Source organism: Leptospira sp. GIMC2001 (assembly GCF_028462125.1).
Taxonomy (GTDB): domain Bacteria; phylum Spirochaetota; class Leptospiria; order Leptospirales; family Leptospiraceae.
Genome location: NZ_CP115468.1, coordinates 2,632,683 through 2,658,187, shown reverse-complemented (window position 1 = coordinate 2,658,187; position 25,505 = coordinate 2,632,683). Strand labels below are relative to the sequence as shown.

Annotated in this window: 25 protein-coding genes and 1 riboswitch; of the genes, 18 read left to right on the top strand and 7 right to left on the bottom strand. The window is 35.9% G+C overall.

The window, feature by feature from the left end; genetic code table 11:
- Position 1 precedes the first annotated feature (1 nt).
- A complete protein-coding gene (locus O4O04_RS13780) occupies positions 2-916 on the top strand; it encodes a hypothetical protein (RefSeq protein WP_272532342.1) in 915 nt (304 codons plus the stop codon).
- Positions 913-4,737, top strand: a complete 3,825-nt coding sequence (locus O4O04_RS13775) for a tubulin-like doman-containing protein (protein ID WP_272532341.1) — start codon at positions 913-915, stop codon at positions 4,735-4,737. The genes O4O04_RS13780 and O4O04_RS13775 overlap by 4 nt, the downstream gene beginning before the upstream one ends.
- A gap of 94 nt (positions 4,738-4,831) precedes the next feature.
- Here O4O04_RS13775 and trxB read toward each other — a convergent pair whose 3' ends face one another.
- Both trxB and O4O04_RS13765 read right to left on the bottom strand, forming a co-directional pair.
- On the bottom strand, positions 4,832-5,776 hold the full coding sequence (gene trxB / locus O4O04_RS13770) for a thioredoxin-disulfide reductase (protein WP_272532340.1): 945 nt from the start codon (positions 5,774-5,776) through the stop codon (positions 4,832-4,834).
- Positions 5,777-5,788: 12 nt separating this feature from the next.
- Positions 5,789-6,334, bottom strand: coding sequence for a hypothetical protein (locus tag O4O04_RS13765; RefSeq protein ID WP_272532339.1), 546 nt, complete (start codon positions 6,332-6,334; stop codon positions 5,789-5,791).
- A gap of 69 nt (positions 6,335-6,403) precedes the next feature.
- Here O4O04_RS13765 and xerD point away from each other — a divergent pair, with 69 nt between their 5' ends.
- From xerD to tenA, 5 genes are all read left to right on the top strand, one after another.
- Positions 6,404-7,312: a site-specific tyrosine recombinase XerD gene (gene xerD / locus O4O04_RS13760; protein WP_442915896.1), complete on the top strand. Its 909-nt coding sequence runs from the start codon at positions 6,404-6,406 to the stop codon at positions 7,310-7,312.
- On the top strand, positions 7,309-7,746 hold the full coding sequence (locus O4O04_RS13755) for an ATP-binding protein (RefSeq protein ID WP_272532337.1): 438 nt from the start codon (positions 7,309-7,311) through the stop codon (positions 7,744-7,746). The genes xerD and O4O04_RS13755 overlap by 4 nt, the downstream gene beginning before the upstream one ends.
- A 121-nt stretch (positions 7,747-7,867) precedes the next feature.
- On the top strand, positions 7,868-9,394 hold the full coding sequence (locus O4O04_RS13750; protein ID WP_272532336.1) for a hypothetical protein: 1,527 nt from the start codon (positions 7,868-7,870) through the stop codon (positions 9,392-9,394).
- A 16-nt stretch (positions 9,395-9,410) separates the two neighbouring features.
- Positions 9,411-10,139 (top strand): FecR family protein, encoded by a 729-nt coding sequence (locus tag O4O04_RS13745; RefSeq protein WP_272532335.1) that lies wholly within the window; start codon positions 9,411-9,413, stop codon positions 10,137-10,139.
- 59 nt (positions 10,140-10,198) lie between these two features.
- Positions 10,199-10,307, top strand: a riboswitch (TPP riboswitch).
- A 30-nt stretch (positions 10,308-10,337) separates the two neighbouring features.
- Positions 10,338-11,030: a thiaminase II gene (gene tenA / locus O4O04_RS13740; protein ID WP_272532334.1), complete on the top strand. Its 693-nt coding sequence runs from the start codon at positions 10,338-10,340 to the stop codon at positions 11,028-11,030.
- Between the two features lie 80 nt (positions 11,031-11,110).
- Here tenA and thiL read toward each other — a convergent pair whose 3' ends face one another.
- Positions 11,111-12,268, bottom strand: coding sequence for a thiamine-phosphate kinase (thiL, locus tag O4O04_RS13735; RefSeq protein WP_272532333.1), 1,158 nt, complete (start codon positions 12,266-12,268; stop codon positions 11,111-11,113).
- On the opposite strand from thiL, the gene rplM reads away from it, so the two are divergent.
- The 9 genes from rplM to O4O04_RS13690 all read left to right on the top strand — a co-directional run bounded on the left by rplM (position 12,253) and on the right by O4O04_RS13690 (position 19,997).
- On the top strand, positions 12,253-12,702 hold the full coding sequence (gene rplM / locus O4O04_RS13730; protein WP_272532332.1) for a 50S ribosomal protein L13: 450 nt from the start codon (positions 12,253-12,255) through the stop codon (positions 12,700-12,702). The two genes, thiL and rplM, sit on opposite strands and share 16 nt — an antisense overlap.
- A 9-nt stretch (positions 12,703-12,711) precedes the next feature.
- Positions 12,712-13,110, top strand: coding sequence for a 30S ribosomal protein S9 (rpsI, locus tag O4O04_RS13725; protein ID WP_272532331.1), 399 nt, complete (start codon positions 12,712-12,714; stop codon positions 13,108-13,110).
- 158 nt (positions 13,111-13,268) lie between these two features.
- The gene (locus tag O4O04_RS13720; protein ID WP_272532329.1) at positions 13,269-14,084 is read left to right on the top strand and encodes a hypothetical protein; all 816 of its coding nucleotides are present in this window, start codon (positions 13,269-13,271) and stop codon (positions 14,082-14,084) included.
- 195 nt (positions 14,085-14,279) lie between these two features.
- Positions 14,280-15,845, top strand: coding sequence for a TonB-dependent receptor (locus tag O4O04_RS13715; protein ID WP_272532328.1), 1,566 nt, complete (start codon positions 14,280-14,282; stop codon positions 15,843-15,845).
- Positions 15,846-15,853: 8 nt separating this feature from the next.
- Positions 15,854-16,891: a metal ABC transporter substrate-binding protein gene (locus tag O4O04_RS13710; RefSeq protein WP_272532327.1), complete on the top strand. Its 1,038-nt coding sequence runs from the start codon at positions 15,854-15,856 to the stop codon at positions 16,889-16,891.
- Positions 16,892-17,524, top strand: a complete 633-nt coding sequence (locus O4O04_RS13705; RefSeq protein ID WP_272532326.1) for a metal ABC transporter ATP-binding protein — start codon at positions 16,892-16,894, stop codon at positions 17,522-17,524.
- Positions 17,521-18,348 (top strand): metal ABC transporter permease, encoded by an 828-nt coding sequence (locus tag O4O04_RS13700; protein WP_272532325.1) that lies wholly within the window; start codon positions 17,521-17,523, stop codon positions 18,346-18,348. Before O4O04_RS13705 ends, O4O04_RS13700 begins: the two co-directional genes overlap by 4 nt.
- A 45-nt stretch (positions 18,349-18,393) precedes the next feature.
- On the top strand, positions 18,394-19,113 hold the full coding sequence (gene folE / locus O4O04_RS13695; RefSeq protein ID WP_272532323.1) for a GTP cyclohydrolase I FolE: 720 nt from the start codon (positions 18,394-18,396) through the stop codon (positions 19,111-19,113).
- Positions 19,114-19,151: 38 nt separating this feature from the next.
- Positions 19,152-19,997: a class I SAM-dependent methyltransferase gene (locus O4O04_RS13690; protein ID WP_272532322.1), complete on the top strand. Its 846-nt coding sequence runs from the start codon at positions 19,152-19,154 to the stop codon at positions 19,995-19,997.
- On the opposite strand, the gene tmk is transcribed toward O4O04_RS13690, so the two are convergent.
- Complete coding sequence (gene tmk, locus O4O04_RS13685; protein WP_272532321.1) at positions 19,981-20,565, bottom strand: dTMP kinase; 585 nt, start codon at positions 20,563-20,565, stop codon at positions 19,981-19,983. The two genes, O4O04_RS13690 and tmk, sit on opposite strands and share 17 nt — an antisense overlap.
- Before the next feature lie 66 nt (positions 20,566-20,631).
- Here tmk and O4O04_RS13680 point away from each other — a divergent pair, with 66 nt between their 5' ends.
- Together O4O04_RS13680 and O4O04_RS13675 are read left to right on the top strand one after the other, a co-directional pair.
- On the top strand, positions 20,632-20,802 hold the full coding sequence (locus O4O04_RS13680) for a hypothetical protein (protein ID WP_272532320.1): 171 nt from the start codon (positions 20,632-20,634) through the stop codon (positions 20,800-20,802).
- A gap of 273 nt (positions 20,803-21,075) precedes the next feature.
- On the top strand, positions 21,076-22,629 hold the full coding sequence (locus O4O04_RS13675) for an LA_3751/LA_3752 family putative glycosyltransferase (RefSeq protein ID WP_272532319.1): 1,554 nt from the start codon (positions 21,076-21,078) through the stop codon (positions 22,627-22,629).
- Here O4O04_RS13675 and O4O04_RS13670 read toward each other — a convergent pair.
- The 3 genes from O4O04_RS13670 to O4O04_RS13660 are packed head-to-tail and all read right to left on the bottom strand — an operon-like array spanning position 22,616 to position 25,444.
- Positions 22,616-23,734, bottom strand: a complete 1,119-nt coding sequence (locus tag O4O04_RS13670) for a glycosyltransferase (protein ID WP_272532318.1) — start codon at positions 23,732-23,734, stop codon at positions 22,616-22,618. The two genes, O4O04_RS13675 and O4O04_RS13670, sit on opposite strands and share 14 nt — an antisense overlap.
- A 6-nt stretch (positions 23,735-23,740) precedes the next feature.
- A complete protein-coding gene (locus O4O04_RS13665; protein WP_272532317.1) occupies positions 23,741-24,187 on the bottom strand; it encodes a hypothetical protein in 447 nt (148 codons plus the stop codon).
- The gene (locus tag O4O04_RS13660; RefSeq protein ID WP_272532316.1) at positions 24,188-25,444 is read right to left on the bottom strand and encodes an IS256 family transposase; all 1,257 of its coding nucleotides are present in this window, start codon (positions 25,442-25,444) and stop codon (positions 24,188-24,190) included.
- Positions 25,445-25,505 lie beyond the last annotated feature (61 nt).

Genomic DNA, 25,505 nt, shown 5'->3' with positions numbered 1-25,505 from the left:
TTTGATCTGGTTTCTTGCTCAATATTCAAGTCCCTATTCCCCAGAGTATATAAAAAGAATAGAATCGAAGGCAGAGAACTTCGAAACTTTATTCTATTTCTTGCTTCTGCTTAGTATATTTTTGGTTTTTTTGATAGTTTATCAATTCATTCGTTTAAAAAAGTTAAGCGTGCGGTCTCCGTTAGACAACCGGTACAAAACAAATATTGATTCTCCAAAAACTAAATCAGTAACGCCAGATGAGCAATCCCCTAGAAAGGCTACACCGGTCCCGAAGGAAGTGAAGGTTGTTTCGCCAATCAATCGTGATAATCATCCGAAACAAAGTGATCTTCCCGATCCAGGTTTGATTTATAAATATTCTGTTCATGGGGATAGCCCTGAGAAAATTATAACGATCGGACAGAAAGAAGGAACCATTAAGACCTATTCGACCGAAATCTCCGATCATCATCTAACAATCATGATTCGGTCTATCAACAAAAGCAATAGTCGAGATATCTATGACCTACCAGATAAAATTGTGGAAGAATATATTATAGATTTCCGACGAGGCAACAAAATTATTTATATGCTTCCTGGAGTTACGGCGATTGAAGAAATGGGTGCTCGTATGAGAGTCTATATCAAATCAACTCCTGATGCGAGCGGTGATCCAAGTTACGCAGATATCAATCCGCAACAACCAATTCGATTTCGACTAGGAGATCGGCTGACTCAAGACGGTAAATTCCGTGCTAGTTTTTTTGAATTTCATTTTTATACAAAAGATTTTGAGACTGCAACCAAGTCAGGGATTCCCTGCATAGAGAAACAATTCTTTCTCAAACTTTACAAAATCTATCCAGGCTATGACACTGCCAGTCAAAATGAGGATGGACTATTCCCAATGATCGATCCATTTGCTAAAGCATGAGTACAGTTCATAAATCAATCAAAAGAGTTTTAGAAGGTGATAAACCAGCTGTCCGAAAATCTATTATTTTAGGTGTCGGCGGATCTGGAATGAAAGGGGTATTATCCGTTAAGAAATGGATGGAGTCCAATCTACCTAATGAAGCTTTTCGCTATCTTCGATTTGTTGGAATTGATACAACGGATATCGAAACGAGTATAGAAGCTCAGGGGGGAAAGTATCGTTTTCCATCTAAACAATTTTTCCAAGAAGAAAGTCGCATGTTGTATCTTTCTTCTCCCACACCACCCGAGCTATCATTGGATTTCCTTCGCAAGAAATACCAGTCCGATCCATCCTATGATTGGTTGCCAAATCCAGATGTTTACGACATCTCCACAAGAGCAGGACAAGGTGCGAACCAGACGAGACCACTTGGGCGAATTGCATTTTTTGAGAATCAAGAAAAAATCAGAGAAGCCTTAATTCGTGAAAGAGACAGGCTAGATTCCTTACCGAATACTCCAAAGTATTTCCAACTACTTGATGTTAAAGAAGAAGATCGAAAAGAAGAAATGATTTCTTTTGCGATCAAACCTGGAGTCAATAAATACTATTTTAATGAGTCATTTCCTAAGGGGCGAGAATTGATTGCGTTGGAGCCTGATCCTGCAGCTCGAGCAATACTTGCTCCCCATTCCAAAAATATGATTCAGATTGAATCCTTTCCTCATGATGAGAAGGGCTATCATTTTGCAGTAAACCCAACAAGGTTTGCCGGCCAGACTTTTACTTTCAAAGCTGTTCATGTTAGGCGAGCAGCACAGATTTCTATTTTTATAACCTGCTCTATTGTCGGTGGAACTGGAAACGGTATGATCTTGGATATCGCAGCCATGATCAAAGACATATTCAAAGACCATTGGCCAACTCCTAGAGTGTATTGTATCTTAGTTCTTCCTTCCGCTTTTAAGAAAGTGGTGTATAATAAAAATGCAAGAGCCAATGCCTATGCTGCTCTCAAAGAATTCGATTATTTTATGAGTGGCAATAGTTTTCGTGCAGTTTATCCCGGTGGTCGTGAAGTTGTTGTTAATGATCAGATTTTTGACAATGGAATGCTCTATCTACTCGATATCGACAATATGGCAGGCAATGCTCTTCAAGGAAGAGACCAAGTTCAGGATCTGACAGGTCAATTTATTTCTACTTTTGTTGCTTCAACAATCGGTGGTGCGATCGAAGAGCGTATGGTCAATGATTCCACTCGCGTATCAGTTTATTTTCCCAATGAAGAAGCATCCAAGAGAAAAGCTTGTTACAATTCGTTCGGAATATCTCGAGTTATTTATCCTGTGGAACAGATGGCAGCACTCGGATATAAGATTACAGCTGTCAAATTGATTGAGAATTTTATAAAAGAGATCTCACCTAAATTATTGCTCGAGACTATGGGAGATCTCAATAAAGGACTAGTTCGCGCTCTAAGGCTGAATTGCTTATCACTCTTCGAATCTCTCTATCCAGACTATAAAATGGATATGGATGTTGAATTCAAAACCTGGTATTCGAGACTTGAAGGACAACTTCCCAAGGGCGATGTACGTTCCATTGTTGGGATGCTAGAATCAATCATGGTCGATTACGGGCCGGAAGAATCGGAGAAAATAAAACAAAATTATCTGACTCGAATCCATACTCGCGCTAGATTGGAAATTGATAAATTCAAAACAATCCTAACTACAGAAATTCATAAATATCTAAAGGATCCGAATCGAGGTTTCTTTTTTGCCGAAACTGTCCTCGGACTAATCGTTGAGAAGTTAGATCTCTATCAAAAGAAATACTACCAAGAACGAGTTGCTCTTCAAAGATATTCTAAAGAAGATCTTGTAAAATGCCTGGAAGCGATTGAGGCAGGTGGTTCATCTTTTGATAAAGAATATGCAAGACAATTTATCAAAATGCAAGATCTTAATTTCCGTCAATTGGTCTTCGAATCATTGTTGTCAGCTGGAGAAATTTTTATTCGTGATCTAAAAGCTGCAGTGTTTGAAATCAGAAACAATGAAGTCATCCAGATCAAAGAAAAAGTTTTGGGTCTTCATAAGCTGCTACAAGAAGAAATAACGGAAGGCAAGTTCGAACTTCTTGAGAAGAAAAATCCTCTATTCTTCTATCTTATCAATGGCGACGAGATTGATCAATTTCTACAAAGGTATTTCTACTCCAGGTTATCTGTAGAAGACATGTCCAATGATGTTGATTTTATCGTAATGGATCGGGAAGACAATGCGACTCAGATTCTCACAACGCATTTGATTGCAACTCGTGGGCTTTCTATGTTAGATAAGAAGCCAGCAGAACTTCAAGATATAATCAAGAGAAGTTATCCAGGGTTGATTGATCGACCAGTAGCTGAGATTCGGGAAGCTCTAGCTCTTGAGCTAGAGGCAAGTGATGATAAGTTGGATGTCTCTGAAGCTTCGCGCATGAAGATCGAAGTAGAAAGTATCAGAACCAAAATCTTTCAATTGATTTACAGCAGAATGGAAGGTGTATCTTTTGATTCAATTGGAATCAAGTCAGTATTGGAAGAAAAGAAAATTCCATTGAAAAGACTATTAGAAAGATTGGATAATTTTTCAAGACCCTATATCTCAGTGGATTCAACCGGATTGGAATCCGTTGAATACTATAGAACGGTATCGAATTTTCCATTGAATACATATGAAGAAGGGGATGATATAAACTTTGTTCAAGAAAATGATCTTCCTGCTCGTATGGATCATTATAAAAAAAGAGCAGAAAGTTCACCCAATATTAGCGTTGAGAATTTTGAAGCTCCATCTGTATGCAAACCTTACGAGATGATTTCTCTTGGGATTTTATTGGGGTTTCCTGTATATAAAATTCAGAACCTTGAAGAATGCGTGGTTGACTATCATGACTTGATGTCGGAGAGAAGCCATCCTCTACATTGTTTCAACAGTCCTAAGTTAGATGCTAAGTATTTTCCAGATCCAATGCGAACTCTCAATTATTTGAATCCTGCGAGGCTCTGGGATGGATTGATCGAATTCAAAATTTTGAATCTAAAAGATGGCTTCTATCAATATGAAGATTCCCTTGCAGGAAGATTGAAAGAGATGGAAGCGCGAGAGTCTTACAAGCAGACTATCTTAGATTTGGAAAAGAAAATCATTCAAGCTGGCGGATATGAAAAATTGAATGGTAAATCACTTGCCATGTCCATTCAGACATTGGCTATGCTCGCCAAAACTAAATCCGGACAGATTGTATTTCGAAAAGAAATTTCTGATATTATAGCAGATATAATGGATGGAGATGGAACAGAAGAGCGCGCTAAAGAGAAAAATATTTCCAAAGAAGAATATATTCAAAAATACTTAAAACCACCTAAATTTAGCAGTGCTAGTGATTTAATTAAGTTTTTGGATACATTAGATTCCAAGATAAAAGCATTTTTAGTTGCTGAAATAAAAACTACGATTCAGAGAACCAAGAGCAATACGATTGCTGGGGCAGTGGTAAGTCTTCCACCGGCTCGTATTCAGTCGATTCCGATTCCGAAATTCAAAGATAAAATGGAATTTTACGCTTATTTTGAAAAGCAAGGTTCATTGGAATGGCAAAGATTGCTTAAAGATGAAATGGTTACAAAAATTTCAGCCCATTTGGGATCTTATGATTTTAGGATGGACTACGATCCAACCCTTTTAGATAGAAATAAAATAACAAAATATCTTGAAGAAATGAAAGACAAACTTCCCGACGTTGTTACTTGGGAAGTGGCAGTTGAGAATAAGATAATCAAATAGTTGTAATTTTTCAAGGAAGGAATGCCGCCTTATTTTTGTTAAATGCAGCGGCATAATAAGTTGCACATCACTCTAATAATTAAGAGTGATGGAATCAATGCTGAGATTCAAGCCATCTTTCTGCTTCGAGGGCAGCCATACATCCGCTACCAGCTGCTGTGATTGCTTGACGATATGTTTTGTCTTGAACATCACCGGCGGCAAAAACACCTTCCACACTTGTATAGGTTGTTCCAGGTTTTGTGATTATATATCCTGTCTCATCTAATTCAAGAAATTCTGTAAATATATCTGTATTGGGTTTGTGACCAATCGCATAAAAAAGTCCGCCAACAGCTAATTCTTTCTTGGATCCATCGACTGTATTTTCAAGGACAAGACTTTGCAATCCACCAGCTCCACCCTTAGCTTCCGATACAACGGTATTCCAAACCATTTCAATTTTTGGGTTGTTCAATGCACGATCTTGCATAATTTGTGATGCTCTCAATTTATCTCTTCTATGTATAAGATACACCTTTGAACCAAATTTGGTTAAATGAGAAGCCTCTTCGACTGCTGAGTCACCTCCACCAATTACCGCCAAATCCTTGTTACGAAAAATAGGCAAAGCTCCATCACAGACCGCACAAGCAGAAATTCCTCTTTGCCAATAATCATGTTCCCCTTGGATGTTCATTCTCTTAGCAGTGGCACCTGTTGCAATAATTACAGCTTCTGCTTCAGTAACCTCATCATCACAATAAATTTTGAAAGGTCTTTTGGAGAAGTCTACTTTTGTAACTGTTTGCGTATGAATTGTAGTTCCGTATTTTTTGGATTGCTCTCGAAAAAGATCTGTTAGCTTAGTTCCATCAATTCCATCTGGAAATCCTGGAAAATTCTCAACTTCTGTTGTTGTGGTCAACTGTCCACCGGCTGCGATTCCTCCAGCCATAAAACCTTCAAACATTACTGGATTAAGATTAGCTCTTGCTGCATAAATTGCTGCAGTGTGACCTGCGGGACCCGAACCAATGATTACTATTTTTTCTGCCATTTGTTTTCCTTTTTAATTATTAGACGCACGTTCATTACATCGAGCTTTCCAAAATTCTCGAATCTTACTCGAAGCGTTGACTATTTCTGAATATTGTTTTAATTTAAAGTTTTTGGTCTCACAGAAAAACAAAGATTCAAATTCTTTAGATGTTTCTTCTTGCCCATTTGTATTCCAAAAAGTTAATATTTTATTGATCTCATCTTGTCTATCTGTGGACAAAAAAAGATAGAACAATTCAACTCTGATTTCCTCATCCTTGGGCTGCAAACTCAATGCTTTTTCAAGATGCCATATTGCGACACCCCAACTCTCTGGAATCCGCGAAAGTATGATTCCCATTCTTTTATGTGCAAGAAAATAATCAGGCTTCTCCTTTAAGGCCAATTCATAACCATAAAGTGCCTGTTGAATATTCCCATTTTTCTCATCATCGAAAGCTCTTTCCGCAAGTCCTTTTGCAGGGTTACATGCGCTCGGCAAAAGGACAATAATCAACAGAAAAAAAACATAACTTCTTATCATTTGTTTATAGATTTTTTTATAAGCAATTTTCATCCAACCAAAAAAAGTTACAGGTCTTTTGTCTCATTTGTCCGAATCTTTTAATATCCTAAGAGAGTAGAAATGGAATCCAAATTGTCAAACGCCCAAAGTAGATTACTTCAAAACTTTACAGAATACCTAACCGTTGAAAAAGGTTTATCCGATAACTCTGTCCATTCCTATGGATATGACCTAAATAAGTTTGCGGTTTTTCTTGAGAAAGAACATATCGATTTTCTAGAAGTTAAAGCAAATGATATTATGCGATTTCTTGCCGAAGAAAAGAAAAGAAAAATTTCTTCCAAAACTTTAGCACGTGAAGTAGTTGCTATAAGACAATTTTATAAATTTCTAAAAGAAGAAAATAAGCTCGATTTTAATCCGACTGAGAAAATTGAAACTCCAGAAGTCAATCGTAGCATTCCTGACTATTTGACTCAAGAAGAGATTGAGGAATTATTCAAATCTATTCGTGAAGATAATATCTATGAGCTTAGAGATAAATGCATTTTTGAATTATTGTATTCTTCTGGACTACGAATTTCAGAAGCCTGTAACTTGAAAATTGCTGATATTGATTTATTGGGTATGACTCTAACTGTTGAGGGAAAAGGTGGAAGACAGAGACTCGTTCCATTTGGTGAGAAATCACTTGAGATCATGAAGAAATACCTCGCGGAGTCCAGACCAGAAATACTCAAAAAAAGACTTTGTGATTACATATTTGTTTCCAAGAAAGGTTCTTTTATAAACCGAAAGTCCGTATGGAGACTGTTAAATCATTATATTGAGAGAACTGGAATAAAGAAAAAAGTCACACCACATACTTTGAGACATTCTTTTGCAACTCATTTAATTGAGAACCATGCCGACCTAAAGGCGGTTCAAGAATTATTAGGACATATTGATATATCAACAACTCAGATATATACACATATGGCGAATAAGACTCTAAGGGAAATTCATAAAAAATATCACCCACGCGGATGAAAGAATTTAAGAATTCTAAGAAGCCTAATTATGCAAATACAATTAGGCTGCAGATTCCATCCCATCCAAAATACCTTTCTCTCTCTCGAAGTTTTGTCTTCAACGCAGCGCGCGATAATGGTTTCTCACTTTATGATTCTGCAGATATCAGACTTATCGTTGGTGAAGCGGTTCAGAATATAATAAAGCATGCCTATCTTGAGAACTACGATCGTCCTATATTTATCGATATGGAGTTCTTCAAAGAAAAAGTCGAGATCAGAATTCGAGATTATGGAGTAAAATCGAAACTAGCATCCATGAAGTCTTATGATCTCAGTGATTATAGAGAAGAAGGACTTGGACTTTATTTAATTCGAAAACTCACAGATCATTATTTTCTTGACCAATCCATGGAAGTTGGCAACCAAATGGTATTGATGAAAAAGAAATAATTTTTGTCCTCATAAAAAAATCCTTGTAATTGTAACCTTTATCGAAGCAAATCAGAAAAAACTATAGGTTTCGTTTATTGTGTACAAGATGAACGAAAGTTTTTGGTTTTTAGAGATCTGAATGAGAAATGTCATAAAACTGTCACGGTTACATGGAAAAAAAATATTTGCAATTCGCGATATTTTTTCTATTAATCAAATACTTCTTTTAGTTAAATTTAATTCTAACACTAAATCAAGATCTATATTAGTATATCTTCAGACCCTTATCCTGATTAGCATATTCATTTCTTCGCCAATATTTTCCGAACGGATTGTAACACAAAAGGATGAAGAGCCTGACGATTATTATGGGCTCAAGATTGGTGGTGTTATAACTCCATCTTTTGGTTATAGAACAAGAGATGCATCCAGTGGATATTCAGATACCTCTCCTAACGATCAGACGGGATTCTCACTACCTTGGACTCTTTTGACCATAAATAAGGAATGGGAGGAGTTAGGTCTTGAAGCTGAATTATGGACAGAAGTAATCCGATCAAGTTCCTTCTCTAATGATACGGTGACCAATCAAGGCAATAAAGCCGATCCATATACATTAGGAATTAGGCGAGGAAATATTAAAAAGAAATACAATGCGTTCGGATTCAATCAGAAAATTATTTTCGGAATTCAGGAAATGCCAAGCACCTTCACTCAATGGAATGGAAGTTGGGATTGGCGTTATATGGACAGATCTCCTACTGAGAGCTTAGGATTTTTCAATGCTCCCGCAGACTTAGGTCTTTCTTGGATAGGAGAGATTTCGATTCTCAATCTTCAGTTAGGACTAGCAAATGGTGAAGGTTATCGCAGTGTTCAGAATGTAGAATCTTCGGGTGTTGATGGTTATGCGAGAATATCTGTTTCGCCTACAATTGAGGATTGGAAGTTTGGTCTGCATGCGATAGCAAGATCCAAGAATTTAGTCGGACTCGCCGGCAATGAATGTTTGGAACGCAGATCGAATTGTATGGTAGATGACAACAATCCGAATACATTCTTAGAAAAAGATCTCAGATCGAGAAAGGGAGAAACAGCTGGATTTGAATTGACTGTTGATCACAATCAATATCTACATTTTGGTGCGGGATATATATGGCGTCGGGATTACGAAGGATCAGTAAGAGATCGATTGAATTCTACAAGTCCAGTGATTTACAATCGTGATCGATTTGGGCATGCCATATATTCTTGGTTAGGTTTTGGATTTAATGACTTCTGGATCGTTTTTCGTGGAGAAAAGGGGACTGGAAGAAATGGAATTCTCAATGCTAATTTTTCTGATAAAGATGAAGTCTCCTATCGCTTGAACAATCCGAATGATTTCAATCCAGAAAATATTTACTCATCCAAAGAAGAATTTATCAAAAGATCAATAATAGTAGAGTATAGAATTGCGGAAAATTTTCGCTTCGGACTAGGTGGGAGTATTACGACAAATTTCAATCCTCGTGGAGAGCGAGAACGAATCTATATTGATCCGATCGGAGAGACTAGATCCCAGAATGAATATGAGAGCCAATTTACACGCAATACGAATTTAGGAATCGTTTCTTATTCTAAGAGGGAAGAACGATTGTTTATTAGAGCTAGTTTTATATTTTAATGAGGAGTAAGATAAGATGAAGAATGTAAGAAGAAAAGAAATGAGTGGTTTGTTACTGGCTGTTTTGGTTTTGGTCTTGTCGGTCGCACATGTAATCGGTCAATCCAATAATGATGCAACAGTGAGCTTTGTGATTGGTAAAACTTTTGTTAAACCATCCAAAACTTCAAAGTGGAATCCCTTGAAACTTGGGGATAAAATTCCAGAAGGATCTTTGGTTAAAGCCGGAAACGGATCTCGATTGACAGTTTTGTTCAAGGGATCAGAATTCAAAATTGCTCCCAATACTGAGTTAGAAATATCATCTTTTCCAGATGGTAAAAAAGATGGAAGCGTGGATCTCAAATCAGGTTTTGCTTGGTTCAAATTAAGTAATTTGGGAGATACCAAATTTACAGCTAAAACTCCAACTTCAACTGCTGGTGTTAGGGGAACTGCATTTGCAACCATGTATTCTGCTAAAGAAAAAATGGCAATGAATTGTATCTGCGAAGGAAAGGTTGAGATTGGCAATTCAGCAGGATCCAAAAGCGAACTCGTAAAAGCTGGTTCAGGAACTTCTATTCGACCTAACGGTGATATTGATATTAGTTCTTATAAAGATGATCTCTCAAAGAATGTTGCGAATCCTTCATTTGCAAAAAAAATCAAAGCAGCACCAGTTTTAGCAAATTGTCTATCTTGTCATACTCCAAAGGGATGGGATTACAAAGGCGTTGTTAGGGATGAAACTTACGGAAAGTAGTTTCTTCCAAAAAAAAGACTGTCCACTTAACCATTGATTATCAGTCTTGGGTTGGAGTGGTGAGATGCAAGGGGTGCCAAATTTTGGCTGAGATATCTAGATGAACTAGGTGGACCCTTAGAACCTGATCCTGTTCATACAGGCGTAGGAATGCTGATAACCCGAAATGCTATTTACCCTCCATATTAAGGAGGATCTATGGCAGATCATTTTACAGTTCCCGCATTCGCTAAGCGATGTATGGATATTACAGGCAATTCATGGGGTGCATCATTTGAGCATCCCTTTGTTATTGCTCTCGCAGACGGAAGTCTAAAACCAGAAATTTTTAAATTCTATCAGATGCAAGACGCGAGGTATCTTGAAGCTTTCTCGGATGCTTGTGCTATCATTTCCACAAAAGCAGAAGATCCTGTCGACAAATTATGGTTTGTTGATGCCGCGCGCATGGCGTTGGTGGTCGAAAGTCAATTGCATGCAGGGTATGGTGCAAAGTTAGGATACAACTCAGAAGACATTGCAAAAATTGAATTAACACCAAGCAATCGAGCCTATCAGAATCATATGATTTCGACTGCACTGCGTGGAAGTTTAGTGGAAGCCGTTGCAGCAATTGCACCTTGTCCTTGGTTGTATATTGAATTGGGACAGCATCTACTCAAGAAAATGGGAACGATACCAGATACACATCCTTATGCAGATTGGTTGAAAATGTATTCGGATCCTGGATTCAATGATTACATGAACGAACTTTTGTCTAGATTGCAGAAATATGCCGATCGTTCTGATGGAGAAACCAAAAATCGAGCGCTAAGTGACTTTCACACAAGCGCAAGATACGAATGGATGTTTTGGGATCAAGCATGGACCAACCAAAAATGGCCTGCCTAATTTGATTTTCAAAGATTTATAGAATTCTGAGACAAAATAAATTCGAGAATTTTACAAATTAATTTTTTCAAAATCTGGATTCATTCATTTTCTTGGAAATGGATGAATCCTTTTGATTGAGGCAAATACAACTTACCATCTCTATAAAAATGAACATTAGGCGAATCTGAGTTTTTGTCTTCAGGCAAATCGTTTTTTAGATCGGAATTTAAGTTCAAATTTTTTGATTTGGATTCTGATGAATTTGAGATGTTACTGTATTCCTGCATCCCAACTCTACCAATGCAGGTTATAGGAATTCCGAGGATTGAACTTGGGATTGCATCTCTTGAAGTAAATAGCAATTCTAACTCTTCGCCTGAGGTGATTAATTCATCTACTTCCATATACTGAATGAATTCGGAAAACTCTGGCAGATGATTGATTTCAATTTCTAAACTAACAGAACTTGTTTTTGCAAGTCGTGTTGCATCTTGTACAAGACCATCGGTAATATCCATACATGATGTGATTTTGAATTTTTGCAATTCTGGAATGAGAATATGGCGAGACAACGGAGTGATATGCTTTGTAATTGATTGAAATTTCAAATAATCGCTTGCATTTTCCTTATGCTCTAAGTGCAATCCTGCTTTTTCATTTTCTCTCGGCCTTGAAAAACCTTGACTCAGAAATTTATAACCAAGACTGGAAAGACCAAGACTGCCCGTTATATACAATCGATCGCCTGGCTTAGCTTCGGATCGATTCCAATATGTATAGCCTTCTTTTAGTTCTCCGATCATTGTGAGACTCAGAACCGTATGAGGTGAGGAAAAAGTATCTCCTCCGGCAAGAAGGATTTTGTAGAGATCGAGACGATCATTTAGGCTTTTGGCAAAACGATTTATCCAACTTTCTTTAGAAGATAATTGCGATAAGCCTAAGTTGAGAAAACAAATCTTTGGAACACCACCTGAAGCCCCAATATCGGAGGCATTGATTTCGACCAATTTCCAGGCGATTTCTTCTGGGCTTGACCAATCATGACGAAAATGAGTTCCTTCACTCATGGAATCGGTTGTTACGAGTCGGTTTTTATTCCATAGAAAACAATCGTCGGTCGGAGACTGCTTCGATCGATAGAGGCTCTGTATGATCGAGTCTTCTTTCATGGATTTCCACGTTTTACCATTGACTCTCTGGATGAAACGAAAATCCTGTCCAAAGAAAGGAAATTTGGATGTCAGTACTATCAAAAGAACATAAAACTCCTTCCCTTAAGAAGGAAGAAACCCAGAAAAACTGGTTTCTAATCGATGCGAAAGGTAAAACTCTCGGTCGATTGTGCTCAGAAGTTGCGAGCAGATTGCGCGGTAAGCATAAACCAACATTTACACCCAACCAAGATTGCGGTGATGGTATTATCATCATCAATGCATCGCAAGTAAATGTAACAGGCAATAAACGAACAGAAAAAGTATATTACCATCACTCAAGATATCCAGGTGGTATGAAGACCAGGACTTTTGATCAACTTGTTAATAAAGATCCTGAGAGAATCATTCTTGAAGGTGTAAAAGGTATGTTACCAAAAAGCAGACTTGGATCTGCAATGCTCACACATTGTCGTGTATTTGCTGACGACAGACATAACCTTCAATCACAGAAACCTGTGAAGCTGGAGATATAAGGAATTATCATGACTAAAGACAATGCAATCTGGACTGTTGGAAGAAGAAAGACTTCTGTAGCACGTGCTCGTTTGAAATCGGGTTCGGGCAAGATCATCGTAAATCATAAAGACATCAACGAATACATCGTAGGTGGACCTGGAAAGGTTTCTCAAGCACTTAAGCCATTGGATTTAATTGATGGAAGAAGCAAATTCGATATCAATATCAATGTAAGTGGTGGCGGAATCACTGGACAGATCGGAGCGATAGCTCATGCACTAAGTAGAGCACTTTGTGAATTTGACGGTAGCTTACGAGCATCATTGAAGAAAGAAGGTTTTCTTACCCGTGACAATCGTATGGTGGAACGTAAAAAATACGGATTACACAAAGCTCGTCGAGGAACACAATTCTCTAAACGTTAATTTTTCAATCCAAATTCTTTTTGTGAAGGCACGCAGGACTAAAATCTTGGGTGCCTTTTTTATTTAGTTTCTTCATAATGATTTTCTTGACGTCCAAATTCACTTATGCAACATGGTCACAAATGCAACAATGTTGCATAAATAGAAAAGAGGTGTTTATGAAACGTTTAATAAAATACATAGCTGCATTATTTTTGATGCTGACTGTTGTAACTTGCGATACCAAAGATGAGGATGACGATTCAAGTTTGTTTGCTCTGCTTGCATTATCTTCTGGAGCTTCATGTGCAACGACAGAAGAATCAGGAAGTAAAACATTTACGATTGGTGGATGCAACGATTCTGCTCTAACTGTTTTTGGTTTTCAATCAATTACGGTAGGTGGACTTTCTGGAAGGTATTCGAACAATTTTACTTTAGGTTGGGGTGAAGCTGAACAAAAGGAAAATATAGCCAATCTTGCACGCGAGACACCCGTTGAGATAACTTTTACCTTAAACTCTGCAAGTTCTTATATATATTTAACTTCAAACGCTGCAAGTAATTTATTGAATAATAATACGAAAGCTTGGTATCGCTTAGAAGTTGGTGGAATTCGAGGAATTGTGACTACGGATGGAACCAATGCAAATGCTGGCACATTAACACCACTAACTAGAACAGGTGCTACGAGTTTTGCTTCTGCTCCAGGAACTTCCAAAACTTTTTGTCTAGAAAACCATAGAGAAGTAAAAGCAACAGAAATTGAAGCTCACTTGATCGCATGGCCTAAACCATGTTCGGAACTTACAACCAATGATAGATCCAATTATACTTGGGATTACGAATCTGAAATTTTTGGCAATTTTGGTAACACTACTGAATTAGCTAAATTTGCATTAGACTCAGGAGTTGGATTTGTTACGAGCGATGCTACAATTTCTAAAGTAAAAATCTATAGCAATAAATTTGGAACTGCAGGCGTAATAAAATAAGTAAATAACTTATTTCATATGTAATTGGCAAATAGATACAAAATGTTATTTGCCAATAGTAGGGATTTCGCAGCTTTGTTTTTCAAAGGCTGCGATTCCTTATTGTATATGTATGAAAAATTCTTAGCTTGTATCTCGAAGAAAATCGACAGACAATAACCACTTCTAAAACATTGTAAACAAAAGAAAATAACTGTGAAATTTCGAACTCATTATACAGCTCATATTATTGAATATCTTCTTGCAAAAATAGAGTCCATATCTACTAGAATAACTGTTCTTCTTATCGAGATTCTTATTATTGCATTTGCTCTACATTCTCATTCTTTGAATTCAGAATCGCTTGGATTTCAAGAAATCCAAAATAAATACGAAAACAAAAATAAATATCATAACCCAATTTCAACCAATCAAAAATCACAGGACATTTCTGATAAAAAATATTTTTCGTCAAGGTTCCATTCGGAAGAAGAATATGAACCTATGTTTTCCCTTCCTTTAAGTAAGATTTTCCCCAAGAATGTAACCAATGAAGATCTCATCTATGCGCAAGCCAACACAGGAACGAATCGTGATTCCAATAAGCAGTGGGAAGAAGAATTAGAAAAAGAACTGAGAGAAATAGAAGAGAGAGAAAAGGCTTTCGATCAATCCAGAGGATTTACATCGCCTACGCAAATTGATCCTTTAACTGGTGATAGATCCAATCAAAATCTAATGATGGATATGACGGCAGCCGTTGATTTGGTAGGATCATGGGATAACAATAAACCACAAACGACATCCAATAGTTTGGATCTGCGAGAAGCTGAGTTTGGATTTTTCGGTGCTATTGATCAATGGGGTAGGGGAAATTTGTTGGTTGCAGCACATAACGAAAATGGAAAATACATGTTCGAAGTTCATGAAGCGAATATAATTTTTCCGTTTTTATCCAAATATGTTAATCTCAAAGTTGGTAAAATGTTTTTGGATTGGGGAAGATTGAATAGGATTCATAGACACGATTGGCCTTTTACTATGGCACCAATTGTTCATGAGAAACTTATGGATCGTGAAGCTGTTGAAGATACAGGTGGCGAGGTCAGTTTTCTAATTCCTTTTTTCGAGAAATTTACTCAAGAATTGGTCTTAGGTGCAACAAATGGTCGTTATTGGGGACATACTCATAACGGTGGATTGAATAAGAATAATCCAATGTTCTATGCACATTTAAAGAATTTTTATTATATAGGTGATAACTGGGGAGCACAATTCGGTGGAACTGCCGTACGATTTGAACCAGATCCAGCTTCCAATGCAGAACGTAGGCAATACGGACTTGATGCAGTGTTGAGATGGAACAGAAGTAACCTACGCTCTTTTATTCTAATGAGTGAGCTATGGTATCGAGAAAATCGTTTCCCAAAAACAACAAATCCTGATTTGCTAATTAAAGAAGCTGTTCCGATGGATACGCAATGGGGTTACTATATATTTTTGGATTATCAATTTGCGCAGCAATGGTTAATTGGTTATAGATATGACTTTTTTAATGTGCCAAATCTTAGAGACAGCCAGGGCAATTTTGCACGGAACGCAGTAGAGGCAAATACGATTCAAGTGACTTATCGTCCTTCAGAATTTTCATTTATTCGGATCAGTACAGAACGTCGTTATACAGCAGATTTTTCTCGTAATGACAATGAAGAGTTTGTAGATTATCGATACTATGTTCAGGCAACATTTCTATTGGGTTCACATCCAGCACATCAATATTAGGATAATTTATGCGAAGTATATTAAAACAAAAATTCATTAATACGAAATTTCTTGGTTATAAAATAAGTATCCGTAATCTATTAGAATTTTCTATTATAAAGAAATTCTCATTTAATATTAGCAAATTATCGATTGTTTTAGCAATTCTTATCTCGCAACCGATTTTTTCAGAGAAATTACTTAATGTTGTTACGACCTCAACAGATTTAAGATATATTGCATCTCAAGTCGGCGGAAATCGAGTTAATGTTATTTCATTGATACGTGGTTTTGATGATCCACATTTTGTTATGACGAGACCAGATTTTCTCGTTAAACTCAATCGAGCGGATGTTTTTTGTATGGTTGGTTTAGATTTGGAAGTTGGATGGGTTCCACTCATACTTGAACAATCTAGAAACAGCTCAATTCAGAAAGGCCAAAATGGATATTGTGATGCAAGTGTCGGAATCAAAATCTTAGGAAAACCAACAATGCAAGTTGACCGATCTATGGGTGATATGCATATTTTTGGGAATCCGCATTATTGGTCAGATCCGGTCAACGTGATACAAATTGCACGGACAATGACAGAAGCTTTTTCAAGAGTTGATCCTGAACACAAAGATTACTATAATAAAAATTATTCGGATTTCAAAGCAAAACTTGTAGACTTAGTAAAAACCGAAATGAAAAAATTTGAGCCATATTTTGGTTCGAGGGTTGCTGTTTTTCATGATGAGTTTCTCTATCTTGCCAATCGTTTTAGATTCAATGCGAATCTTACTTTAGAAGAAAGACCAGGTGTTCCTCCATCAAGTCGCTATTTAGAACAGATCATTCGCTCAATGATTGCGAATAATATTAAAGTAATTCTTGTCTCTCCCGTAAACAATCGTCAGTATGCTGAGTATGTATCTAGCCGTGTTCCTGATTCTGTTGTAATAGTTATGCCGACTTCAGTAGAAGCTATCCCGGAAGCAATCACTTACGAAGATACGATTCGTATTTCTTTAGATAAAATACGCACAGCGTTAGATAAGACCAACACTCGAGGCAATAAATAATTGCTGTTCACAACCAAAGATCTAAGTGTAGGTTATAGAGCAGATCAAGTAATTTTGCGCCATGTTGATATTGCTATGCTGGAAGGACAGATCGTAGCCTTGGTTGGAGCGAATGGTTCGGGCAAGACTTCCCTGGTTCGAACAATTACAGGACTATTGAAGCCTTTGAGTGGCAGTTATGAATTTGCAGAAGCAGTGTCGAATTCGCTTGTGCCTCAGGCGAAAAGTTTAAAACTCGAATTTCCTCTCACGATACGAGATGCACTCGCAATGTCTCAATCCATTTCTCGCTCTCCATTTTTTCGTTGGACGCCAACTTCTAATGAATTGGAACTTATGGAAAAAATTGGTATATTAGAAATTCAAGATTTACTTTTGCGAGAGTGCAGCGGCGGACAGCTCCAAAAATATTTGATAGCAAGGTCGCTTTTATCTGGAGCCAAATTGGTTTTTCTTGATGAGCCCATGGATGCCCTTGATGAAAAATCTCAAAAAGATATTTTCGATGTTTTAAAAGAAAAGGCAAGCGACGGCGTTGGTTTTTTTATTATCACGCACAATCTTTCTCAAAAATGGCTGAATCATTTTGATCAAGTTTTAAAAATCCAAGATAAAGATGTGATAAAGTTATGAGTTGGGAAGTTTTTGAGACATTTTCATTCTTTTTTCCTCAACTAATGCTTGGAATTGTATTGGGAGCCTTACTTTCATTATTTGGAGCATTTCTGGTTCTAAGAAATATGGCTTTTTTTGGTGTTGCACTTTCTCAAGTGGTTACGAGCGGTGTTGCAGTTTCTCTATTCTTGGGTATCGAAGGAGAATGGTTTGCTGTTTTTGTTTCACTTGTAATATTGGCCCCTTTGATCTCGATTAACCAACGAGATAGAAAGCATAGCGATACTTTGTTAGGCGTACTTTTTGTATTCTTTGCGTCGTTTTCGCAATTTTTGCTTTCTCTAGGCGGAAATGTAAAAAACCAAATCATGGCAGCCTTTTTTGGTGATATATTAACCAATCAAGTGAAGAGTTCGGACCTTCATTTTCTGCTATTATTCATATCATTTGTTTTATTTATCATTTTCTTTCGTAAGTTTTTATTTCTATCATTTGATCGAGATGAATTCCGCGTTCGTGGATATTCGGCTATATTTTATGATTTGATATTTCATGGAATTGCAGTTCTATTACTCAGTATTTCTGTTCATCTTCTCGGATCATTCTACGCAACTGCTCATCTTCTCATTCCTGCCTACACTGGGCTTGTCTTCGTTCGAAGCGTTAAGGGATTACTGATATTTGGAGTTTGCATCAGTGTTATGTCCACTTTGTTAGGTTTTAGCATTTCTTTGATTGGGATCGATTACAACAATGAAATCGTATATTTCCCTACATCTTCTACTATTGTAGTAGTGCTTGCCATACTGGGGCTTTTCTTGCGATTGTTAAAAAGATCTTAAATAGTCAAAAAATTCTCAAAACTCCAATTTATTGGAGAATAGACTTTGTCTAAAACTATGCTGGTATCCAGTAGAAAATTGAAGGAAAAGTTAATGATCCTGAACCCTGAATACGAAGTTTTCACAGCCAACGGTGATGACCATATTTTAACCTCCATTGAAACTCCACTTCGCAAGGATGCTTTTGATAAGACGGATAATGAAAAGATTGCGAATATCCAAAAGCATTTTGCCCTGATTATGGATGAATTAGGTTTGGATCTCACTGATGATAGTCTGAAGGGAACTCCGTATCGAGTTGCAAAGATGTTCGTTCAGGAAATTTTTTCCGGTCTCAATCCAGAGAATAAGCCTAGCATTTCTGTTTTTGAAAACAAATACCAATACAATAAGATGCTTGTGGAAAGTAATATCAGTGTTGCTTCATCTTGTGAGCATCACTTCCTTCCAATATTAGGAAAAGCTCATGTTGGGTATATTTCCAACGGTAGAGTGATAGGACTTTCCAAGATCAATCGAATTGTTGATTATTTTGCTAAAAGACCGCAAGTGCAAGAACGAATGACAGTTCAGATATTCAATGAATTGAAATCAGTCTTGAACACTGAAGATGTTATCGTGGTGGTTGAAGCGAGTCATATGTGCGTATCAACTCGTGGAATCAATGATAAGTCAAGCATGACTACTACGATCGAATATGGTGGTCAATTCACAAATGTGAATATGCGCAGTGACTTTTTTCAAATGGTTTACAAGAAAACTTAATTTTGCTTAAGTCTTGCGGAATTTGTAATTCTTCAAAATTGAAATTGCTTTTCTCCAAATCGAGTAAAGATGGAGAATTGCATTCTATTTATGAATGTAGTGATTGCAAAACAGTTCAAGTAAATCCCATTCCTTCTCAAGAGTCGTTGAATGCTTATTATTCGAATGAGTATTTTACTACACGAACGGATCGAGGCTATGACAATTACTATTCGGATGATACAAGAAAGGAATTGTTTCGAGTCTGGAATCTAAACCTTTCCGATTTGAAAGTGGATCTGAATCAATTCATTATGCAATCTAGTGGCAATCTTCAAAAACCAAAATCTCTCGATATAGGCTGTGCCGCTGGATTTTTTGTAGATTTTATGAGAAACCAAGGCTTTCAAAGTTACGGAATCGAAATCGCTGACGAACCGGTTAGGTATGGTCGGGAAAATTTAGGATTAGAAATCTTCCAAGAGGATTTCTTGGAATGGGACTCATTAGGAAGCCAGAAATTTGATCTTATAACTATGTGGGCATCTATTGAGCATATGAGAGAACCAATCAAAATTCTAAGCAAAATCAAACTTCACCTTAAAGAAGATGGAATCGTTGTTATATCAACCTGTCGATGGGGAATCATTTCTCGCTTCTTGAAGCAGGATTGGCGATTTCTGAATGTTCCAGAACATCTATTCTATTTCGGCAGGACAAATTTTATTAAGGCAATGGAATCAATTGGATTTTCTTATCATAGTTCCGTTACATATGGAAGCGGGTTTACTACTAGGAAGAATGCTAGTATGCTTTATAGGATAGCAAAAAAAATATTCGATTATCTTGTTAAAATCACAAACCAAGGTGATATGATGGCTATCAGTTTTAAAGGTAGAGCTTAGATAGAATATTTTTTATATTATCTTCCGTTTTTAATTCCGCATCTAATCTTACAGCAAAATTTGGAAGAATTTCATTGTAGTTTTTTTCAATAGCTTTTAGTTTATCAAGAGTTTCGAAACGATCCATCGAACTCCGCGACGATTGGATACGATTCAATGCTATAGTTGGATCTATCTCCAAATAAAAAAGGAAATCAGGAATTGGAAATCCTTCCTTAACATTCATAGCTAATATATGTTTTGGTGATAATTGTTCATTACCTTGGTAAGCGGCAGTTGAATAGAAGTAGCGATCCAATATTACAATTTCATTTCTTGCTAATGAAGGTAAAATATTCAGTTTTACTGATTCTTTTCTATCATTGATAAAGGCTTCTAATTGCTCATCTCGATTCAATTCTATTTTTCCTGTGAGAAATTCTCTTAGATATTTTCCAGAGGGATAATCAGTTGGCTCTCGATATAAAGAAGTTGCTTTGCCAACATTCTTTAATGATTCACAAAGTCTTTTCGCCAATGTTGATTTGCCTGAGCCATCGATTCCTTCAATAACAATGAAAATTCCCATTTTTCCACTATTTATCATGGACAAATCAAGAATATTGGTTTTTTTTGTCAATAGGAGATACTTTTTATGAAAAAGATTATTACTTACATTACTATTCTGGTACTCGCACTATCATTTGCTTTCTGCTCTTCTGACAAACCTCAGGTTAAAGAAACACCGCAAGCTAATGAGCCTGCGCCTGCTAAACAACCTACTGTAAAAGAGAACTTCAAAATGAAGGAAAAAGACTTCAAATAAGTTGTAAAAATCCTATCGATTGTGAGTAATTGCAATCGATAGGTTGATCTGATTCCTTCCTGTTTTCCTAACCACACAATTAACAATGCAACAAGACCAAATTAGTAAATTTTTTCTATCAAAATCAATTTGCATAGTATTTATGTTAGGCTGTTTTGTTTTTGCTTGCTCTACTTCCACTAAGAAAGAGTCAGAAAACGAAAACGATTCCCAAATAATTGTTATTGAAAAAGAAAATTTTGAAACAGATAATGATAAAAAGAAAAAGCAGAAATGAATTGGAAATTTGCTATTCTACCTTGCATCTGGCTTCTATTAATAACTTCTTATTTTTTACAAAAGATACACTTTGACATTTTCTACAGTGACTCAGGTTTGATGTGGATACAAATCAAGGATTTTATTGATTCTAATTTCTCGAGTTTTGCCTTTAACTACCGTGGACAGTCGCTAGATCCAAACTATTCATACATTCCTTTCCATGAGCCGTATATGGGCTTCATTGATCAAATCGCTTATATAGATTTTCCTCCATATTTTCCAGTTTTCGTATCTGTCTTTTATTTATTCTTGAGTAATCTTGGAATATATATCGTAGAAATCTTAAGCTTAATTGTATCATCAGCATTTCTGTTCTTATTTATAAGGTTATGGAAGATTGATTATGCAATTGCTTGTGTTGCGGTTTTTCTTTATCTGTTTGGAACTACAATGCAAGTTTATATTTATGCAGTTCATGAATATTCGATTGCTTTGATGTTTTTTAATGGCGGAACGTATTTTTTGTTTTCGAATTCATTCCGCAAGAATAAGAAAAAATTAATACTCGGTGGAATATTTTTTGGTTTGTCTATTTACTTTCGACTAGAATTGACATTCGTATTGTTATGTTTAGGTTTACTTGTATTAATTAGAGATAGAAAAGAATTTTTGAATATTGTTTTATACTTTGGATTGCCTTTTATCCTCGTTTTTATTTCTATGCTATTTTTAAATAACTCAATACACGGTCATCCGCTTGGCTTTCGATATACTTTAACCATGCAAAATGAAATCACCGTGAATAATTCCAGATCTCAAATTATTTACGAACTATTGTTTGGTTCAAATCGAGGTTTTTTTAAACAATCACCTTACTTAATTTTATGTTTTATTCCAATTTTCTATTGGATTAAAGATTTTAAATTTCAATCTGCAAAACTATATATTTCCATCGCCTTTATTCTTTCCACGATTTTATTATTGAGTTTTGCACCAAATCATGGAGATCATATTTCGCCAAGATACCTTTTTGGAACATACCCACTTGCATTTCTTCTATTTGGTTTTTTTCTACAGATAATTGTTGATAAGTTAAAAATCGAATATAGAGAACTTAAATTCAGTCATCTAACTAGAATAATTTCAACCAACATATTATTGAGTTTGGCATTGGTGTATGCTGTAATTGCATCTATTTATTCGTTTACCCAATATTCCTGGGCTATAAAATATATCAGAGATGCTGATAATCAATTGTATTCAATAAATAGTTTACTAAAGGATCGAATCGAAGATATTTTTGTTTTTACTGAATTGGATCTTCCACTAAATCTTCAATCTTTATACTATGATAAAATATTTCTTCATGTTCCCGAGCAGAACTTAGAGAAATTCATCGCTGAACAGAATAAATTAAAAGTCGATAAAAAGAGAATGCTTGTGATTTCTATGCCTAATTCAAAAATCAATGCGTCATTGAATGGCAAGGATTGCATACGGGATTTATCGTTTTGCAAATCCAGCCAAACCTTACCAATGGGGATTACCCTTTTTACTTCCAAGTAACATTTTTATTTAGATAGAAATTACTTACAAATGCTGTAATGATTCCTATGAAATTTGACACGTAGGTTGCCAGTCCATTATAAGAATCTAAATAATGGAGCCATGCAGAGAATAGAAACGCCCAGACTGAAATCTGAATCAGAAATCCAAGAATTGAAATAAGATGGAATTTTAATAGTGAAGGCACTAAGCTATTCAATGTTTTATTGAAAGTCCAAAAATGGTTCAGAAAAAAATTGCTCAATAAGCTAACTTCAAATCCTACAATTACAGCTAGACTTGGTTTAAAAAACTGATTCTCATAATTTACTATAGCATTGTCTTCCAGTATCATTGATGATAAAAATTGAAATAATAAATTTACAAAAACCCCCATAATACCAACAAAACTATATTTGATAAATGTAGCTGTGATAGAAATATTGAAACGTATCTCGAGCAAAGAAGTGAAATATTCAATAATCACCATGGAAGACAATTTCGTTTTTCCATGAACTCGTTGGCGAAAACTATAGCCAATTTCTTTTATTTTGAGATTGGGAATTCGACAAAGAATTTCTAGTAATATCTTGAAACCTTTCGGATTCAATTTTTCTAAGTTATCCAGAATCAACTTCTTTCTTATCATGAAAAAACCGCTCATGCTATCCTTTGCGGGAATAGGAATGATAAGATTTGCAATACGATCAGCTACCTTGCTCATAACTTGACGGTAAAAGGGCATTTCGCCATATTCACCGCCAACCACTTTTCTAGAACCAATCACTAAATCATGATTCTTCATTTCCTCAAGCATTTTAGGAACAATTGATTCATCATGTTGCATATCAGCATCGAGTACGCATATAGTTTCATACTTTGCTTGATGAATTCCAAAAAGAACAGCCGAACTTAAACCTTTGTCACCGATTCGATTGAAGGATCTAACAGAATTATATTGTTTGGACAAGTCTTCAGCAATCTTCCAGGTTTTATCTGGAGAATTATCATCTACAATTAAGATTTCAAACTTAAGGTTCACTTTACTGAATAGGGAATGCAGTATTGGAATGTATTTTGTTATATTCTCAGATTCATTATAGGTTGGTAGTATAATCGATAACATCGTTAGCTATTTCTTCTTATTTAATTTGTAGATTGTCAATCCATTTTCTTTGTGGATAAATATATTGTATTTTTGGTCTAATTTACCAATTAGATCTTTGGGAAATTCATCGAGTTCTATATGGCTCTCTATCAAGAAAAAATCTTTATCCTGATATTCCAATAGATTCGGTTTAGAATACTCATAGCTCAGGACTACCAATTCTTGTTCATGTGGAAGATGATCAAAGTAGTAATTGTAATATTCCGTACTATTGAATGAATAGATTGGATTGGAATTTTTATTATTATCTATTAAATATTGTGCAGCTGCTCTGAAATCCTGTTTGAAAGGTTGGTAGTATTCGGTTGTGAAACCAAATAACAGTTTATAGCTGAGGTAAGAGACAAGAATAATTACAATCGCAAAATTGGGTCTTGCAGGGAGATTGTCCCAAAAACCGTTAGAAATCAATTAGGCGGATAAAGATATATTCATCTCTGTAAAGTTTTCTTCAATTACTTTTTTATTGGCTAAATAATTGGATAGAAATTTTTCTATTTCTTTGTATCCTTTTACTTTTCTGAAATGAAGCTCTTGTGCATATAGGAGAGCTGCTGTCCATCGTGTTGTCATGTCTCGATTTTTACGCCACCTTTTTACTCGGTTCATTTGAAATCTTGGATGTGAAAAGGCTGAATCAATGGGATTCGTTGATTGAAATGTTTTTCGAATTTCGATTGGTAATTGGATTCTATGACAAGTCAATAGATTGTCTTGACCTTCTAACAGACTCATCTTAGCTGTTTCACTGATATTCCCTAACCAATGTTCCATTGCTTTCAAAGATTCTTTAGCCTTCGAGTATTCATTCAAATTGAAAATTGCTTTATATTCAATTTGAAATTCATCATGATATTCTTTGGGCAAGCACGCTTTTATATTTCTCATTTTATGTAAAATACACCTTTGGTGATCATAGTTTTCACCAAAGTATTGCTTAATGCCTTTCTCAATTCCTTTTGAACCATCTGAGACAACCAAAACCCGTTCAGTAAGTGAAATTTCACGATCTTGTAGTTTCCTTAAAGCAGATAATACTATTTCAGAATGTTCACTTGAGCCTTGTACCACCGACAAAAAATGCTTGTGTCCTTCTTTATCTACACCTAATACAACTACTATCACTTCATCCGCTACATGAATACCATCAATGAAAATGGAAAAGAATTCTTTGCCTGGAAATTTTCTCGTATTCAGTTTGTTAAAATGTGCTCTAGAAGCATTTACAAATTCTCTGGATATCTTTGATTTTGAAACTCCAAGTTGCTCAGATACATCTTTCAAGCATTCTCTAAATCGCCGTGTCGTTAGACCAGATACCATCAGTTTGAAAACAATTTCTCCAAGATCTGCTTCGGATTTTAAATTTGCATAGCTTTCTAGTAAAACTTCTTGTCCAGATTTTCTGACTCTTGGTTTTTTGATTTTATGTTTCTGACCCAATATTGGAACAAAAACATTCTCTGAACCTGCACGATATGCTAGACTTTCTTCTACTTTACGGCTAAATCTTTTTCCGCATAGGGCTTCGATTTCCTCTTCCATGATCTCTTGGATAAATTCTAAGGATTTTTTTCGGATTTCAGTTTCTATGTTTGATTTTAAAAAAGATCGAAAACTATCAATATTCGATTGACTATTCGATGTGGTTGTGTTTTTATTTTTCATTGGTGGAACCCCTTTATGATTTTGTTGTCCAAAACTATATTATGGACGGGTTCCGCTTTTT